Annotated in this window: 12 protein-coding genes; 3 read left to right on the top strand and 9 right to left on the bottom strand. The window is 66.9% G+C overall.

Features of this window, described 5'->3' with window-relative positions; translation table 11 throughout:
• Nucleotides 1–193 precede the first annotated feature (193 nt).
• Nucleotides 194–895, top strand: coding sequence for a FadR/GntR family transcriptional regulator (locus AB3K92_RS01655; protein ID WP_059492907.1), 702 nt, complete (start codon nucleotides 194–196; stop codon nucleotides 893–895).
• A gap of 147 nt (nucleotides 896–1,042) precedes the next feature.
• Here AB3K92_RS01655 and AB3K92_RS01650 read toward each other — a convergent pair whose 3' ends face one another.
• The 5 genes from AB3K92_RS01650 to AB3K92_RS01630 form a co-directional block, all read right to left on the bottom strand.
• Nucleotides 1,043–3,376: a glycoside hydrolase family 3 N-terminal domain-containing protein gene (locus AB3K92_RS01650; protein WP_301853474.1), complete on the bottom strand. Its 2,334-nt coding sequence runs from the start codon at nucleotides 3,374–3,376 to the stop codon at nucleotides 1,043–1,045.
• A gap of 243 nt (nucleotides 3,377–3,619) precedes the next feature.
• Nucleotides 3,620–4,786, bottom strand: a complete 1,167-nt coding sequence (locus AB3K92_RS01645) for an ABC transporter ATP-binding protein (RefSeq protein ID WP_059492909.1) — start codon at nucleotides 4,784–4,786, stop codon at nucleotides 3,620–3,622.
• Nucleotides 4,787–4,858: 72 nt separating this feature from the next.
• Entirely contained in the window at nucleotides 4,859–5,704 is an 846-nt protein-coding gene (locus tag AB3K92_RS01640; protein ID WP_301853476.1) for a carbohydrate ABC transporter permease, read from the bottom strand.
• A gap of 2 nt (nucleotides 5,705–5,706) precedes the next feature.
• Nucleotides 5,707–6,624 carry a carbohydrate ABC transporter permease gene (locus AB3K92_RS01635; protein WP_301853477.1) on the bottom strand — a complete coding sequence of 306 codons (918 nt, stop codon included), beginning with the start codon at nucleotides 6,622–6,624 and terminating at the stop codon, nucleotides 5,707–5,709.
• Between the two features lie 37 nt (nucleotides 6,625–6,661).
• Nucleotides 6,662–7,957: an extracellular solute-binding protein gene (locus AB3K92_RS01630; protein ID WP_369464363.1), complete on the bottom strand. Its 1,296-nt coding sequence runs from the start codon at nucleotides 7,955–7,957 to the stop codon at nucleotides 6,662–6,664.
• Between the two features lie 315 nt (nucleotides 7,958–8,272).
• Between AB3K92_RS01630 and AB3K92_RS01625 the strand changes: the two genes are divergently transcribed.
• The gene (locus AB3K92_RS01625; protein ID WP_051392377.1) at nucleotides 8,273–9,331 is read left to right on the top strand and encodes a LacI family DNA-binding transcriptional regulator; all 1,059 of its coding nucleotides are present in this window, start codon (nucleotides 8,273–8,275) and stop codon (nucleotides 9,329–9,331) included.
• Between the two features lie 302 nt (nucleotides 9,332–9,633).
• Nucleotides 9,634–11,739: a TonB-dependent siderophore receptor gene (locus AB3K92_RS01620; RefSeq protein ID WP_301853479.1), complete on the top strand. Its 2,106-nt coding sequence runs from the start codon at nucleotides 9,634–9,636 to the stop codon at nucleotides 11,737–11,739.
• Nucleotides 11,740–11,775: 36 nt separating this feature from the next.
• Here the strand turns inward: AB3K92_RS01620 and AB3K92_RS01615 are convergent, their stop codons facing one another.
• The 4 genes from AB3K92_RS01615 to AB3K92_RS01600 are packed head-to-tail and all read right to left on the bottom strand — an operon-like array spanning nucleotide 11,776 to nucleotide 15,471.
• Complete coding sequence (locus AB3K92_RS01615; RefSeq protein WP_059492910.1) at nucleotides 11,776–13,029, bottom strand: arsenic transporter; 1,254 nt, start codon at nucleotides 13,027–13,029, stop codon at nucleotides 11,776–11,778.
• Between the two features lie 37 nt (nucleotides 13,030–13,066).
• Nucleotides 13,067–14,332: an MFS transporter gene (locus tag AB3K92_RS01610; RefSeq protein WP_301853511.1), complete on the bottom strand. Its 1,266-nt coding sequence runs from the start codon at nucleotides 14,330–14,332 to the stop codon at nucleotides 13,067–13,069.
• A 13-nt stretch (nucleotides 14,333–14,345) separates the two neighbouring features.
• On the bottom strand, nucleotides 14,346–14,891 hold the full coding sequence (locus tag AB3K92_RS01605) for a hypothetical protein (protein WP_124475443.1): 546 nt from the start codon (nucleotides 14,889–14,891) through the stop codon (nucleotides 14,346–14,348).
• Nucleotides 14,892–14,931: 40 nt separating this feature from the next.
• Nucleotides 14,932–15,471 (bottom strand): hypothetical protein, encoded by a 540-nt coding sequence (locus AB3K92_RS01600; protein WP_226193319.1) that lies wholly within the window; start codon nucleotides 15,469–15,471, stop codon nucleotides 14,932–14,934.
• Nucleotides 15,472–15,825 lie beyond the last annotated feature (354 nt).

Below are 15,825 nucleotides of genomic sequence, written 5' to 3'. Positions count from 1 at the left end.
CAGTCCAATTTGGATGAATTACAGCAATCAAAGCCATTTTGGTCAAGCCAATTTAATTATTCATATCCGTTCTTACCAATAGTGAAAACCCGGACATCCGGATAAACGCGCCGCTACACGGGGCGATGCGTCCGGCGTGATAGACTCCGCGACACGCGCTTGCGCCCGAAGCGCATTGATCCCTATCACTCGGATGAAATCGACAGAACCCAAGCGGCTTTACCAATCGGTCGCGGCCCAGATCGTCGCGTTGATTCGCCAGGGCGAATTCGCGGTCGGCGAGCGGCTGCCGCCCGAGCGCGAGCTGGCGCTGACGCTCGGCGTGTCGCGGCCGTCGCTTCGCGAGGCGCTGATCGCGCTGGAAATCGGCGGGCAGATCGAGATCCGGATGGGCTCCGGCGTGTATGTGCGCGATACGGCCGCCGACGCTGTCGGCCCGATGGCCACGCTCGGCGACAGTCCGTCGGAATTGATGCAGGCTCGCGCGGCCGTCGAAGGCAGCGTCGCCGCGCTGGCCGCCGCGCGGATGACGGCCGCGATGCTCGAGCGGCTGCGCCGCACGGTGCAGCGCATGAAGCGGCTCGCGGAGGCCGGCAAATCCCCGGTCGAAGCGGACCGGCAGTTCCACATGCTGATCGCGGAAGCCGCCGGCAACTCGGTGCTCACCCGCTTCGTCGGCGAGCTGTTCGACAGCCGCCACGACCCGATCGCGGCCGCGATGCGCGGCCATGCGGAGAATCCGCAGACATGGACCGCCGCGGTGCGCGAGCACGAGGACGTGCTGCTCGCGTTGCAGGCCGGCGATCCGATCGCAGCGCAGACGGCCATTCGCGCGCATCTTCGCGCGTCGGAAGCGCGGTGGATCGAGGGTGGGCTGAAAGCCGATCCGGATTGAGCGTGCGAGCGTGGGCATGCGTCGGCGTCGCAATGCCCCGCCCCCCGGGATCTGTTTGAACTGGCCGCTTGCTTGTCGATCCCGTCACGGGCTCGACGCCGGCCATTCCGACTCCGGAATGACCGGCCTTCGCTTCGTCACCGACACTCAGCCCGCTGCGACCGGACTGCCTGCCGTGACCTCGCAGATCATGCGCCAGTGGCGATCGAGCGTCCGCGAGGCTTCGCCGACCACGGTCGCGCAACCGGCCAGATGAATGTCCCGGCTGGAACTGCCGACCATGATGTCGAACTCGCCTGGCTCCACGATCCGCTCGCCTCGCTCGTCGGTGAAATTGAGCATGTCGACGGGCAGCCGGACGTTCACCGTCCTGCGCGTACCGGCAGGCACGAAAACGCGCTGGAAGCCCTTGAGTTCCCGCACCGGTCGCACCACCGACGCCACGCGATCCCGCACGTAGATCTGGACGACTTCCGTCCCGTCGCGCGGCCCGACGTTCTCGACTTCGAATGAGAACGCAAGGACACCGTCAGCAATGCTCGCCCTTTGGTCGATCCAGTCGAGCGCGCCATAGCGGAATTCTGTGTAGCTCAGGCCGAAGCCGAACGGATAACGCGAGCCGAAATGGTAGGCAATCGGCGTGCCGGCGCTTTTCAGCTTGTGGTTGTACACGTAGGGCACCGCGCCCGCGCTTTTCGGCATCGACAACGGCAATCTGCCGCTGAAGTCGGCCGCGCCGGAAATCAGCTTCACGAGCGCGTCGGCGCCACCCTGGCCCGGCGCGAACGCGACGATATGCGCGGCCACGGCATCTTCCAGGCCGCCCAGGTTGTACGGACGCCCGCCGGTCTGCACGACGACCGTCCGCGTCCCGCTCGCGACGACGGCGTCCAGCAGCGCCTGCTGCACGCCGGGCAAGTCGAGACTGTCCGTATCCGATCCCTCGCCGACGGTCCCGGACTGAAACAGCCCGGCCAGATCGCCGACGAAGACGATCGCGACCGCCGCGGCTTCCGCCACCCGCACGGCCTCGGCGATCTGGTCGGTTTCGCGGCTGACGGGCGCCTGCCGATCCGCGTCGATCGCGCGCGCCATGTCGACATCGCCCGGGAATACCGGCGTTCCCGCGCGGCGCTCGCGCAATATCTCGCAGCCCTTCGCGTACAGCACCCGATCGCTGCCGAAGCGCTCCCTGAACGCCTGCAACGGCGTCTTCACCGGCGAACGCGCGTCTTCGCCGGTCGTGATCAGATGCACCGGGAAGCTGTATCCGGACAGCAGCGCGAGCGGATCGTCGGCGGTGGGTCCGATGATCGCCACACGCGGCGCACCGTCGGCTTCGAGCGGCAGCACCGCGGCGTTCTTCAACAGGACGATCGATTCGAGTGCGACCTGATCCGCGACGGCCGCCGCATCGGCGCCGTTCACATCGACGCCGTCCGGATCCGCGTACGGATGCTCGAACAGCCCGAGACGGAATTTCTCGGTCAGCACGCGCGACACCGCCGCATCGATCACCGGCATCGCGATGTCGCCGCGCTCGATCGCCGTCTTCAGGTGTCGTGCGCACTCGTGTCCCGGCAGTTCGACGTCGAGACCCGCATTGAATGTCAGCGCCGCGGCCTGCGCTTCGTCATGGGCGACGCCATGGTGCGTGAACAGCAGATTGACGCCGGCATAGTCGGCCACGACCAGCCCGTCGAATCCCCATTTTCCGCGCAGCGTTCCGTCGATCAGCGTCGGGTCCGCATGACACGGGATACCGTCGATGTCGTGATAGGCCGGCATCACGGCGCCCGCGTTGGCCAGCTTGACCGCCATTTCGAACGGCAGCAGGAAGACATCGTTGAATTCGCGCGGGCCGACATGGACGGGCGCATGGTTGCGCCCGCCTTCGCTGGCCGAGTGCCCGGCGAAATGCTTGAGCGTCGCCAGCAGGTCGCGGCGCTCGCCTTGCAGGCCGTCGACGTAACGACAGGCCAGCACACCGACCAGATACGGATCCTCGCCGAGCGTCTCTTCGGTGCGCCCCCAGCGCGGATCGCGCGATACGTCGAGCACCGGTGCGAGCCCCTGGTGGCAGCCGATCGATCGCGCCTGCCGCCCGATTTCACGCCCGGCTGCATGGAGCAACTCCGGGTTCCACGTCGCTGCATAGTTGAGCGGCGCCGGAAACAGGGTCGCGCCTTCGATCATCAGGCCGACGAGACACTCTTCGTGCGACATCACGGGAATGCCCAGGCGCGTATCCTCGACCATCCTGCGCTGCAGCGCGTTCAATGCGCGAACGCCTTCGCGTGCCTCGACCGAGTGCGTACCAAGCGGGCGCGTGATCTGTCCGAGACCGTGCCTCAGCAGTTCATCGACGGTAATCCCCGTCTGCCGCTGAGCGAAATCGGCGAGCCGCCACGTATGGTTGCCGTCCGACGACAACTTCAGCCAGCCGGCATGCAACTGCGCGATTTTTTCATCCAGGTTCATGCGACCGAGCAAATCGGCCACGCGCGCGGGAATGGGCGCTTCCGGATTGCGGTACAACGCCGTTTGTTCTGCAAGATCGATTGACATAGGAGTCCAAAGTAAGTATTGAATGGATGCCCGAATGGGCCAGCTACCCGTTTCAGTGCGCGACGCAAGCGACAGCGTGCACCGCGCCCGTCTGGTCGAATCCATGCCCGGGGCGATCGAAGCACATCGGCGAAGCCGACCGGGTATGCCGTTCGATCACGCCGATCGCAGCGCGTAATCCTGTTGCCTTGCCGCAGCGAGGCGCGGCAACGCCACGCCGTCGGCATCGAAGACATGGCAGGCATCGGGCGACACATGAAGCGCGACGGCGCGGCCGCGCCCGATGTCGACATCGCCGGAGAGCTTCGCGATCACGCCGACGTCACGGCCTTCGCCGACGGTCGCGTGCAGATAGGTACACTCGCCGAAACGCTCGACCAGCCCGGTCGTCGCGTTGACGGCCTGACTTCGCGAGTCGCCTCCTGCGATGACGAAGTGCTCGGGCCGCACCCCCAGCGTGACGTCGGCCCCGACCTGCACGCCGCGTGCGTCGACCGCGGCCCGCACGAGCGCGCCGCCGTCCAGGCTGACCGAGAGCCCGCCTGCATCGGCCGCGACGATACGGCCCGGCAGGAAGTTCATCCGCGGCGAGCCGATGAAGCCCGCGACGAACCGGCTTTTCGGGCGGTGGTAAAGATCCAGCGGCGCACCGACCTGGGCCACGCTGCCATGGCGTTCCATGTCGGCGCCGGTGTGCAACAGCACGATCTTGTCCGCGAGCGCCATCGCTTCGGTCTGGTCGTGCGTGACGTAAATCGCGCTCGCCCGGTTGTACTCACGGTGCAGACGCGCAATCTCCGTTCGCGTCTGCACCCGCAGGGCGGCGTCGAGATTCGACAGCGGCTCGTCGAACAGGAATACGCCGGGCTCGCGCACGATGGCCCGTCCGATCGCGACACGCTGGCGCTGCCCGCCCGACAGCGCCGCCGGCCGCCGCTCGAGCAACGTCTCCAACTGCAGCGACGCCGCGGCCTGCCTGACCTTGCCGTCGATCGTCGCGGCGTCGATCTTCGCCTGCCGCAACGCGAAAGCCATGTTTTCGTAGACGGTCATGTGCGGATACAGCGCATAGTTCTGGAACACCATCGCCACGCGCCGTTTCGACGGATGCACGTCATTGACGCGCGTACCGTCGATGCGCAGTTCGCCGGCCGTGATGGTTTCCAGTCCGGCGATCATCCGCAGCAGCGTCGATTTTCCGCATCCGGACGGACCGAGGAACACGCAAAACTCGTTGGCGCCGATCTCGAGATCGACACCCCGAATGACCGGGGGATTGCCTTCGTATGCCTTCTGGACGTTCTTCAGACTGATGCTTGCCATGATTCGCCTTACTCAATAAGCAAGTGGATCCCGCCATCCCGTCACGCGTGCCGGGCGGCGGTCGAGCGGTCGCTACCCCTTCAACGATCCGGCCATCATTCCCTTGATGATCCGTTCCTGCCCGAACGCATAGGCGACGATCAACGGAAGCGACGTGAGCGTGACGACGGACAGCATCGCGGGAATGTTCGACGCGTACTGCCCCTGGAAATCCCACAGCGCGAGCGGCAGCGTGCGGTGTTCCGGCGTGGAGGTCAGCACGTACGCGAAGATGAACTCGTTCCAGAGGGCGATCGCGTTGTAGACGGCCACCGTCGCCAGGCCCGGCATCGACAACGGAAAGTAGATCCGCCAGAAGATCTTGAGCGGCCCGCATCCGTCGAGATAGGCGGCCTCCTCGAGTTCGTGCGGAATCTGCTTCATGAACTCAGTGAGAATGAAAATCGAGATCGGCAGGCTGAACGCAACGTACGGGCCGACGAGCGCCAGCGACGTGTCGTACAGGCCGATGTTGCGGATCATCAGGTAGATCGGCACCAGCGTCGCGTGAAGCGGCACGATCATCGATGCGACGACGAGTCCGAACAACGTCTTGTTGAAGCGGAACTGCAGGCGAGCGAACGCGTAGGCGGCCATCGCGCTGAGCAGCACGATGACGATCACCGACAGGCCGACCACGAAGAGACTGTTGCGCAGGTACATGAAGAACGCGCCATGCAGCACGTCCAGATAGTTCGACAGGTCGAGCCGGGACGGCAGCGCCCACACCGAAGCCGAATAGGTCTCTTCCTGCGCCTTGAGACTGGTGACGACCACGAACAGGAACGGCAGCGTGGTCACCGCGAGCCAGATGAGCGCCAGCAGGAAGATCACGGGATGCCGCCGGCTGGCCGCCTGCCGGACTGAACGAGCGAACATGGTCAGGCCTTTTGTGAGTAGCGCTGCGTGACGCGCAACGCGGCTGCAGCCACCAGCGCCACGATGATGAACATCGCCGAAGCGATCGTGCTGCCATAGCCGAGCTGGAATGAACTGAACACCCGACGATACATGTAGGTGGCCATCAGCTCGGACGCATTCTCCGGCCCCCCGCCCGTCATCACGTATATCAGGTCGAAGTAGCGCAGCGACCCCAGTACCGCGAGCAGTGCGGCGGTCCGTACCGTGCCTTGCAGATGCGGCAGCTTGATGCGCCAGAAGATCGTCGATTCCGACGCGCCGTCGAGCCGCGCGGCCTCGCCCAGTTCCGCCGGAAAAGACGACAGCCCGGCGAGAAACAGGATCATGTAGAACGGGATGTTCTGCCAGCAGATCACCGCGATCGTCGAAGCGAGCGCGAAGCGCGGATCGCCGAGCCAGTCCTGCGCGAGCGCATGCAGGCCGAGCGCATGCAACCCGGCGTTCAGCGGGCCAAAGTTCGGATCGTAGACGTTCTTGAACAGCACGCCGATCGCGACGCTCGACATCAGCAGCGGCAGGAAATACAGGATCTTCAGCAGACGCGAGCCTTTGCCGGCCTTGTCGAGCAGCACCGCGAGCACGAGCGCGACAGGCAGCTGGATCACCACGGAGAACGCGGCGAGCAGCAAATTGTTGCCGAGCGCCTTCCAGAACACGTCGTCCTGGGCCAGATGCAGCCAGTTCGCGACGCCGACGAAACGCGCGTCGCTACCGAGCCCGTTCCAGTCGACCAGCGACAACCGGAAACTGTCGACCAGCGGATAGAGCAGGAACACGGCCAACAGCAGGACCGACGGCGCCAGCAACAGCGCCGCGATCAACCGGTGCGGCGACACGTGCTGCGCTTTCGCGCGCGTCGCGATCATCGCTGTATCCACCCTGACCTCCTTCACGGTTGGTTCGATTCCGGCCGGCCTAGCGGCCCGCTTCCGCCTTTGCCGCGTCTTCCATCTGTTGCGCAGCCGCCTCGGGCGTCACCGACAGCCCCAGGAGTGCCTGCGAAATCTCCTTGTGCCGCTCGCCGAGACGCGGCGATAGTTCCTGGTCGTACCAGAGCTGAACGTTCGGCGCCTGCGCGACCAGTTCCTGCACGCGCTTCAGTAACGGGTCCGCGATGGTCAGATTCTTCACCGGCGGGAGTCGGGCATCGGCCAGTTTCGCGCGGATCGATTCGTCATCCGTCATCGTCCTGATCAGACGGAACGCCGCGTCATGGTCTGAACACTGCGTCGATACGCTCAGGTAACTGTCGCCGAGCGTCCCCACGAGATCGCGAACGTCGCCCTTGCCCCCGGGCATGCTCGGAAACGGGAAGAAGTCGAGCTTCTTGAAGAACGCGGGATTTTCCTTCTGGATGGTCGATGCTTCCCAGCTTCCCATCAGCTCCATCGCGGCCCGGCCGGCATACAGCAGGCGGCGGGACGCGTCGATGTCGTAGTCGAGCCCGTTGTAGCCGGGCGCGAATGCGCCGGCCTTGACGAGTTGCTGAAGATACTTGCCGGCGCCGACGAACACCGGATCCGCGAAACTGCCGCCCTTCGTGCGTTCGACGGCGCGACGAACAACATCCGGGCCGCCGAGCCGGTCGACCAGATACATGTAGTACATCGATCCGGGCCACTTGTTCTTGTTGGCCAGCGCGAACGGCGCGACCCCGTGAGACGTCAGCACCTTCACGACGTTCATCAGGTCGTCCCAGGTCGCGGGCGGCGCGAGGTTGTATTGCCGGAACAGATCCTTGTTGTAAAAGATCACGGCAGCCGCCGTGTTTTCCGCCGGAACGCCATAAATCTTGCCGTCGTAGGTGACGGCCTTCCACGACGCCGGCAGGAAGCGATCGCGATAGGCCGGATCCTTCTGCAGATAGGGCGTAAGGTCCACGACCTGGCCCGCCTTCACATACTCTCTCAGCGGCCCGCCACCCCACGTGTCGAACACGCAGGGCGGCTGTCCGGCGCCGAACGCCACTTTCAGCTTCGCCTTGTAGGAATCGTTGAGAACGTGGGAATCCTCGACCTTGTAACCGGGGTTCTGTTTCTCGAACCGGTCGGCGGCTGCGCGTACGGTTTTGGGCCCATTGCCCTCAGTCTGGTGATCCCATTCGACGATGACTTTCGTCGACTGCGCATGACCGACGCCGGCCCACAGCGCCGAGGCTGCCAGCAGCGCCATCACGGCGCGCGAGATCCTTCGAACCTTGATCGAAAGCATCCACGTCTCCATCGTTGTTGGTATCGCCAACCGAGAGTTAGCGCTAACGTTACGAGATGTTAGGTTCGATTCATCGCCATCGCCATCCGGGTATACCCATCGTCGAATTCACCGCCCCGCCGCTCCGGTCAAACCGAACTAAAATGACCCGATCGCCAGGCGTGGAGCGGCTTTCGCCGCATCGGCCGCGTCGGTTCAATGCCGAATCCGCATGCGACCTGTTAGAATAAACAGGAAAAACCGGACGTTATCGCTATCATCCATTGCGGCACGCGTGGGGCTCGGATGGCCGCCCTCGACCGCACGACCTCGCCAATGAGCAAACAGAATCCCACTCTCGCCCATGTCGCGCGTATCGCGGGCGTGTCACAGATGACCGCATCGCGGGCGCTCAATGACCGCCCGGGCGTTTCGCAGGAAACGCGCGAGGAAATATTGAGAGTCGCGGCGAACATCGGGTACGTCGTCAACCGCAGCGCGCAGAAGCTGTCCGGCGGACGCAATGGCATCATCGGGATCGTGACGCCCACGCTCGACAACGAATTCGTCGGTGAACTGATCATCGGCGTGGGGCGCGCCGCGCGGGTAGCCGGGTACGAGACCTTCGTGTACACGGTATTCGACGAAGACCGTCATTCGCATCAGTCCGTGCTGGGGTTGATGAAGCAGTTCACTGACGGCGTCGTCGCCATCCTGCCGCGCGATTCGATCTACTTCGACGCGCTCGCCGCCGCGAACGTCCCGGTCGTCGTCATCGACCAGCGCGGCGCGCTCGCGGGATTTCCGTCCATCTCCGTCGACAACTATGGCGGCGCATTGCGCGCAGTCGAACATCTGGCGGAACTCGGGCATACGCGCGTCGCGTTCATCGGCGGCGACGAGTCCATCGAAGGCGTGCGCGACCGGCGGCGCGGCTATCTCGATGCGGTCGCGCGATTCCGTCTGGCCGACGATCCCGGCTTGATCGCGCAGGGCGATCTGTCACAGATGAAGGCGTTCGACGCGGCATCGCAATTGCTTGCGCTACCGGAACGCCCGACCGCGATCTTCGCGGCGAACGACCTGAGCGCGTTTGGCGTCATCGCGGCGGCACGGGAAGCGGGCCTGAAAGTCCCTCACGACGTCTCCGTGATCGGCTTCGACGACATTCCGATGGCCTCCCAGGTCCATCCGCCGCTCACGACGATACGCCAACCGTTCGCGCCGATGGGACGCGCCGCAGTCAACACGCTGATGGCACAAATCGACAGCAACGAATCGGTGGCCCCTCGCATCGTGCTGCCCGCCGAACTCGTCATTCGACAATCGACCGGCCCCGCGCCCCGTGCGGTCGCGGGGAAAGTCTCGCCGTCGCGCAATCACCCGGCCAACTAAGGGATGGGCGCGCCGCCCGAGCAAATATTTGCTGCGGGGTGCGTTCGGCGGCAAGCCCGGGGTTGATATGCCCCGTCGCTGCCAGTCAGTCAATACCGAATTCCGGAATTCAAGCCTCCCCACATCCCCTCGATCGCGTCCGTGCGGCCCACCGTTTCGCTCCCCGCCCCAATCCTCAAAATTACGATTGCAAATGCCTCTCATTTGCATTAAATTGCCGCGCAAATGTACTGTTTGGAACACAGATGTCGGCGCAAGGCCGCCTGCCGTGCCCGAACGCGAACGACACGAAAGGGAGAGGTATGAGCAGGAGGAACTGGGCGGCCGCACCGATGGCCATCGTCGTCGGCACGGCCGGCATGGGCACGGCCGACGCGCAGGAGGCGACGCTGCCGACCATCGAGATCTCGGGGCAGCGCGCGAGCGCGCCGTTTCGCACACGCGACTCGACGAGCGCGACGCGCGGCGACGCGGACGTGATGGAGATCCCGTTCGCGGTCAGCAGCGTCGATGCGAAACTCGTGCGCACGGTCGCCGCGACGCGCGGCGAGGACCTGTACGACTGGGTCGCGGGCGTCGCGCGGCAGAACAACTTCGGCGGTCTTTGGGACAACTACGCGGTGCGCGGCTTCGCCGGCGACGGCAACACGTCCGGCACCGACTACCTCGTCAACGGCTTTTCGTGGAATCGCGGGATGAGCGTGCCGCGCGACACCGTCAACCTCGAGCGCATGGAAGTGCTCAAGGGGCCGGCGTCCGCGCTGTACGGCCGCGGCGATCCGGGCGGGATCATCAGCTATACGACGAAGCAGCCGCAGTTCGCTCGCGCGAACACCATCGGCGTGTCCGCCGGCAGCTACGGCGCGTTGCGCCAGACACTCGATTCGACGGGCCCCGTGACGAAGTCGCTCGCATACCGCTTCGTTGCAATGAACGAGAACAACGGCAGCTTCCGCGATACCGTGTCGAGCAAACGCTACCTGTTCGCACCGTCGTTCACGTGGGACATCGGTGCGGACACGACGCTTCATTACGAATTCGAGAGTGCGCGCCAGCGCGCGCCGCTCGATCGCGGCGTGGTCGCGGTGGGCGGGCAGCTCGGCGTGATCCCCGCGTCGCGCTTCCTCGGCGAGCCGCGCGACGGCGACTACGACGTGCGCAACACGGGCCACCAGTTCACGCTCGAGCATCGCATCGATTCAAGCTGGTCGATCAATGCTGGCGTCGCGCAACGCAACACCGACCTGACGGGGCGCTCGTCCGAGGCATTCGCGCTGCAGCCGGACGGCCGCACGCTGTGGCGCCGCTACCGGCAAGTCGCGTTTCATTCGAACGACCTGCAGGGCCGCATCGAAACGGCCGGCAAGTTCAGCACCGGCGGCATCGGCCACACGCTCGTGCTGGGCGTCGATGCATACCGCTTCAACTACGACCAGTTCGTCGCGCGCTCGACGCCCACGGCCGCCGCGCCGTATGCGATCGACATCTTCGATCCCGTCTACGGCCAGCCGGCGCCCACACCGCGCACCGCGACTAACCTGCTCGAGCGCGACGACGGCCAGGGGCTCTACGCGCAGGACACGCTCGCGTTCGGGCCGCACTGGAAAATCCTCGCCGGGCTGCGCTGGGATCGCTTCCACCAGTCGGTCGAGAACCGCCTGAAAGGCACGACGAGCAGCCAGGTGCAGACCGCGTTGAGTCCGCGCATCGGCATCGTGTACGAGATGAGCCCCGCCCTGTCGCTCTATGCGAACACCGCGTATTCGTTCCGGCCGAACAACGGCGCCGACGTCAACGGCAACGCGTTCGATCCGGAGAAGGGGCACGGCTACGAAGCCGGCGCGAAATGGGCCGGCGCGCGCTGGCTCGCGACCGTCGCGGCGTTCTACGTCAACAAGCGCAACGTGCTGACCGCCGATCCGGCGAACGCCGGTTTCTCGCGCGCGGCCGGCGAGGTGCGCAGCCGCGGCGTCGAATTCGAATGGAACGGCGATCTCGGCCACGGCGTGCGCGGCCTCGTCAACCTTGCGTACGTCGACGCCGAAGTCACGCACGACGCGGTGCTGACACCCGGCGCACGCCTCGTCGACATTCCGCGCCTGAGCGGCAGCGCGCTGCTCCTGTACGAAACCGCGGTACCGTTCGCGGACAAGGCCGGTGCCGGCGCCGGCCTGATCTACGTCGGGCGCCGGGCCGGCAATACCGCGAACACGCAGGACGGGTTCGAGCTGCCGGCCTATGCGACCGTGCAGCTGAACGGCTATGTGCAGGTCAACAAGCACCTGCGTGCGTCGGTCGTGCTGAACAACCTGTTCAATCGCACCACCTACGTCAGCTCCTACAACAGCCTGTGGGTCACGCCGGGCGCGCCGCGCAGCCTGTTCGCGTCGCTCGCCTATACGTTCTAGCGGGGGTTGGCCGGCCGGCGCCGTGCTTCATGCGCTTCACGCGCCGAGCACGAGCCGCGCCGCCAGCGCGAGCAGCAAGGCCGGCAACATCACGCACGCGCCGACCGCGAGGAACGCGCCGAACCCGACCTGCAACCCTTCGCGCCGGATGGCCGCGAGCCACAGAATCGTCGCGAGCGATCCGGTGACGGACAGGTTCGGCCCCAGGTCGACGCCGATCAGGATCGCGTCGATCACCGTTTGCGGGCTGCGTGCGGCGTCGACCGTCGAACTCGCGATGAGCCCGGCAGGCAGGTTGTTGACCAGGTTCGACGCCAGCGCGATCGCAACGCCCGCCGCGGCCGCGGCGGCCTGCTCGCCGCTTGCCGTCAGCGCGCGCAGCAGCCCGGCGAGCGCACGCACCGCTCCGCTCCGGTCGAGCGCCTCGACGAGTACGAACAGCCCCGCGACGAGCGGCAACACGCTCCATGAAATCGCGCGAACGATCGGCATGCACGCGGTGCGATCCTTGACCAGCACGCATGCGACGGTGACGATACCGGCCGCCGCGGTCGGCAACCCGAGCGGAAGATCGAGCGCCGACACCGTCATCAGCGCGGCGGCCGTGATCGCGATGCCGGCCAGCGCGATACGCCCGCCGCCGGTGAGCGGCCGGGTCGGCAAACCGGATTCGCAACGGCCGCCGAGCGCGTGCCGCTGGGTCATCCGAAGCATCAGGAACGTGCATGCGATCGATGCGACGGACGGGATCGCGAAGTGGGCGAGCCATACGCCGAGCGACGGCATGCGCGCGCCGTACAGCACGAGATTCGCGGGGTTCGAGATCGGCAGCACGAAACTCGCCGCGTTCGCGACGAACGCGCAGATGTACAGCAGCGGCAGCGGATCGGCCTTCGCCCGGCGCGCGGCCGCGATGACCGCGGGCGTCAGCACGACGGCGGTCGCATCGTTCGACAGGAAGACCGTCGTCACGGTGCCCACCAGGTAGACGAGCGCGAACAGGCGCCGGGGCGAACCCTGCGCGAGATTGACGACGCGCGTCGCGACCCAGTCGAACAGCCCTTCGCGCCGCGCGACCTCCGACAGCAGCATCATGCCGGTCAGGAACAGGTACACGTCGCCGCCCTTCGCGACGGCATCGAGCGCCGGATGCACGGGCAACAGGCCGCACACGACCAGCAGCAACGCGCCGCTCACGGCCCAGGTTGCCTCGGGCCAGCCGAACGGGCGGGCGATGACGCCCGCCGTGGCGAGCGCGGAAATCAGCCATGCAAGTGAAACGGAATTCATGGGCAGGTCGGGAATCGCAGGGAGAAGGAAAGCACGTTCATGACGGCGCGGCCGGCAGGTCGGCCGGCTTGCCGCACACGCTGCTCAGCGCTCGCGCATGGCCGAGCCAGAGCGCGAGCGCGCCCGTCGACACGGCGCCCAGCACGACGAATGCGACCGGATAACCGAAGTGCTGCGCGAGCACGCCGCCCAGCACGGGACTGAGCGCCGCGCCGATCCCCTGCGCGGTCGCAACGGCGCCCTGCCCGGCGTTCACGCGGCCGGAGCCGTGCAGCAGGCGCACGACGAGCGCCGGCACGACGACGCTTTGCAGGCCGGCACCGATGCCGTCGAGCACCTGCACCGGCCAGACGCCCGCCTCGCTCATCAGCACGGCGGCAAGCACGCCCCGCACCGGCAACACCAGGTAGGAAAGCAGCAGCACGCGCCAATAACCGTGCGCGCGAATCAGCCGGGGCGCGACCCATGCGGCCGCGATCATCACGAGCTGTGCGATGACGATGGTTTGCGCGGTGAACATGCTCGCGTTGCTGCGATGCGTGGCGACCACGCCCATTCCGTAGAGCGGCAGCATCGCCGCGTTGCCGAGATGAAACAGCGCGAGCGACGCGCCGAGCAGGACCAGCGGCCGGTTCGAGGCGAGCGTGCGCAAGCCGCCGGCGGGCGGCGCCGACGCGCCCATGGACGGATCATCGCGCACGGCATGCGTTCGCGGCTCGACAGGGTCCCTGTCGAGGCCGCGTGCGCAAGCGTGGTCGATGGCCCGCGCGGGAATCGCCAACGTACTCGCGATCGCGAGGAGCGTGAACACGGCGACGAGCGCGAACACCGCGTCGAAGCCCGCATGCCAGCCGAGCCATCCGGCGAGCGCCGCACCCACCACGTTGCCCGCATGGTTCGCCATCTGGTTGCGGCCGAACTGCCGGTCGAAACCCTGCCGGCGCGCGATGCCGAGCGTCACGCCCGCGACGGCCGGCGCCAGCGCCGCGCCGCCGACGGCGGCCAGGATCTGCGACGCCGCCACCGCCGGATAACCGTCGGCGAACATCAGCGCGAGCGACGCCAGCGCCGTCACGGCGGTGGCCGTGACGATCAGCGCGCGCTTCGCGCGCAGCGCATCGACGAGCGCGCCGGCCGGCGGCGTCGCGGCCATCGCGGCGAGCCCGGCCAGCGTCATGACCGAGCCGATCGCGTCGGCGCTCCAGCCGCGCGACAGCAGGATCACGCCGACGAACGGGCCGATGCCGGCCTGCACGTCGGCCAGGAAGAAATTGAGCGCCTCGAGCGCGCGCGCCGCTCTCATCGTCGACGGGCAGTCATTCGTCGTCCGCATCGACGAGCTCGGCGATCTCGCTCACTTCGAGCACCGCGCCGTACCGCGTGACGACGCCTTGCCCCCACGCCATGACGTGGATACCGGCGCGCACATAGTCGCTCAGCTCGGCTGCCGCATGCGGCGGCATCCGCAGCACGACACCGTTCGTCAGCAACGCGCCGTTCAGCTCGCCTTTCGGGCCGTGCAGCGCGAACGCGACTTCGCCGCTCATCTCCATCAGCTTGCGGCCGCCATGCGGCGGCTTAGGCGCACCGGGCACGGGCCCGTTGTCGACGATGTCGACGCCGTGGCGCCCGGTCAGCTGCACCGCCACGATCATCGCGGCGCCGCGCGACTTGACGCCGCGCACGCGGATGCGGTCGCCCACCTCGACATGGCGAACCAGTTCGCGGCCCAGGTGCGGCGGCACGTGAACCTGCAGGTCGCCGTTCAGGATCAGGCCGTCGATGTCCCCGTGCGGGTTGAGCAGGAACTGTGTGACGCGGCCGCGCGTTTCGGGCAGGCAGGCGGGATCGATCCAGTGCATGGCAGGACTCCTTGTGGGATGGCAGGAAGACGACGCGCGATCAGCGCACGACGTCGTCATAAAGATTCACGACGCGGCCCGGCGAGCCGAATGCGGTGGCCTGCAGCGCTTCACCGTAGGCATTGCGCGTGCCGTATCCGACCGCGGCAACGCGCGCGCCGGGTACGAGCAGCGCGCCGAACTGCTGGGCGGCCGGCACCGTCAGCTTGACGATCGCGCCGCTGTCGAGCATCACGCCGTCCGGCTCGCCGCGTGGCGCGCGCGTGACGCGCCGCACGACACCCGACACGCTGAGGCGGGCCAGATTGACGCCGCGCAGCGCGGGCGGCATCGGTGCGGCGGATGGCGGCGGCTGGTCGGACAACGATGCGCCGCTGCGGTCGTTGCGCACTACGCGCGCGTGGATGTCGTCGCCGACGCGACGTTCGCCGGCCACCGTTACCCGGTCGCCCGGCCGCGCGAGCGCGATCAGCTGCGTGCCGAGATGCGGCGGCACGCCGACGAGCGTCCCGTCGGTCAGCACGAAACCGTCGACCGCGCCTTCCGGGTTGATCGTCAGGCGCGAAAGCGTGCCGGACACGAGTGTGTCGGAGGCGGCCGGCGACAGCGGCGGAGGCGGAAGAGAAGCCGGTTCGAAACCGGCGCGCGGCGGCGCACCGGGCGGTTCGTCCGCACGCGGCGGGGGTGGAATCTGCGCGGCGCAGGCGGTCGCCGCGGCGATCAGCGCGGCGGCACACAGTCCGGCACAGCTGCGGCGAACGGCGACGCGGTGCGGTGGCCGCGAACGCGCGGCGCGTGGGGTCGACTTCATGGCGGGCTCCGGCAACGGGTTGCGATGCCGTGATATCTGCAACACGCGTGCCAGCACGCATGTGCCCGCCGGGCCGCGTATAGAACGATGAACCGCGCAACACGTGTCGGGATTCCCGACACG

This window comes from Burkholderia sp. Bmkn7 (genome assembly GCF_041103175.1).
GTDB lineage: Bacteria > Pseudomonadota > Gammaproteobacteria > Burkholderiales > Burkholderiaceae > Burkholderia > Burkholderia cepacia.
Note: the sequence above shows the minus strand (reverse complement) of the source record. Positions and strands in the feature narration are given on the sequence as shown.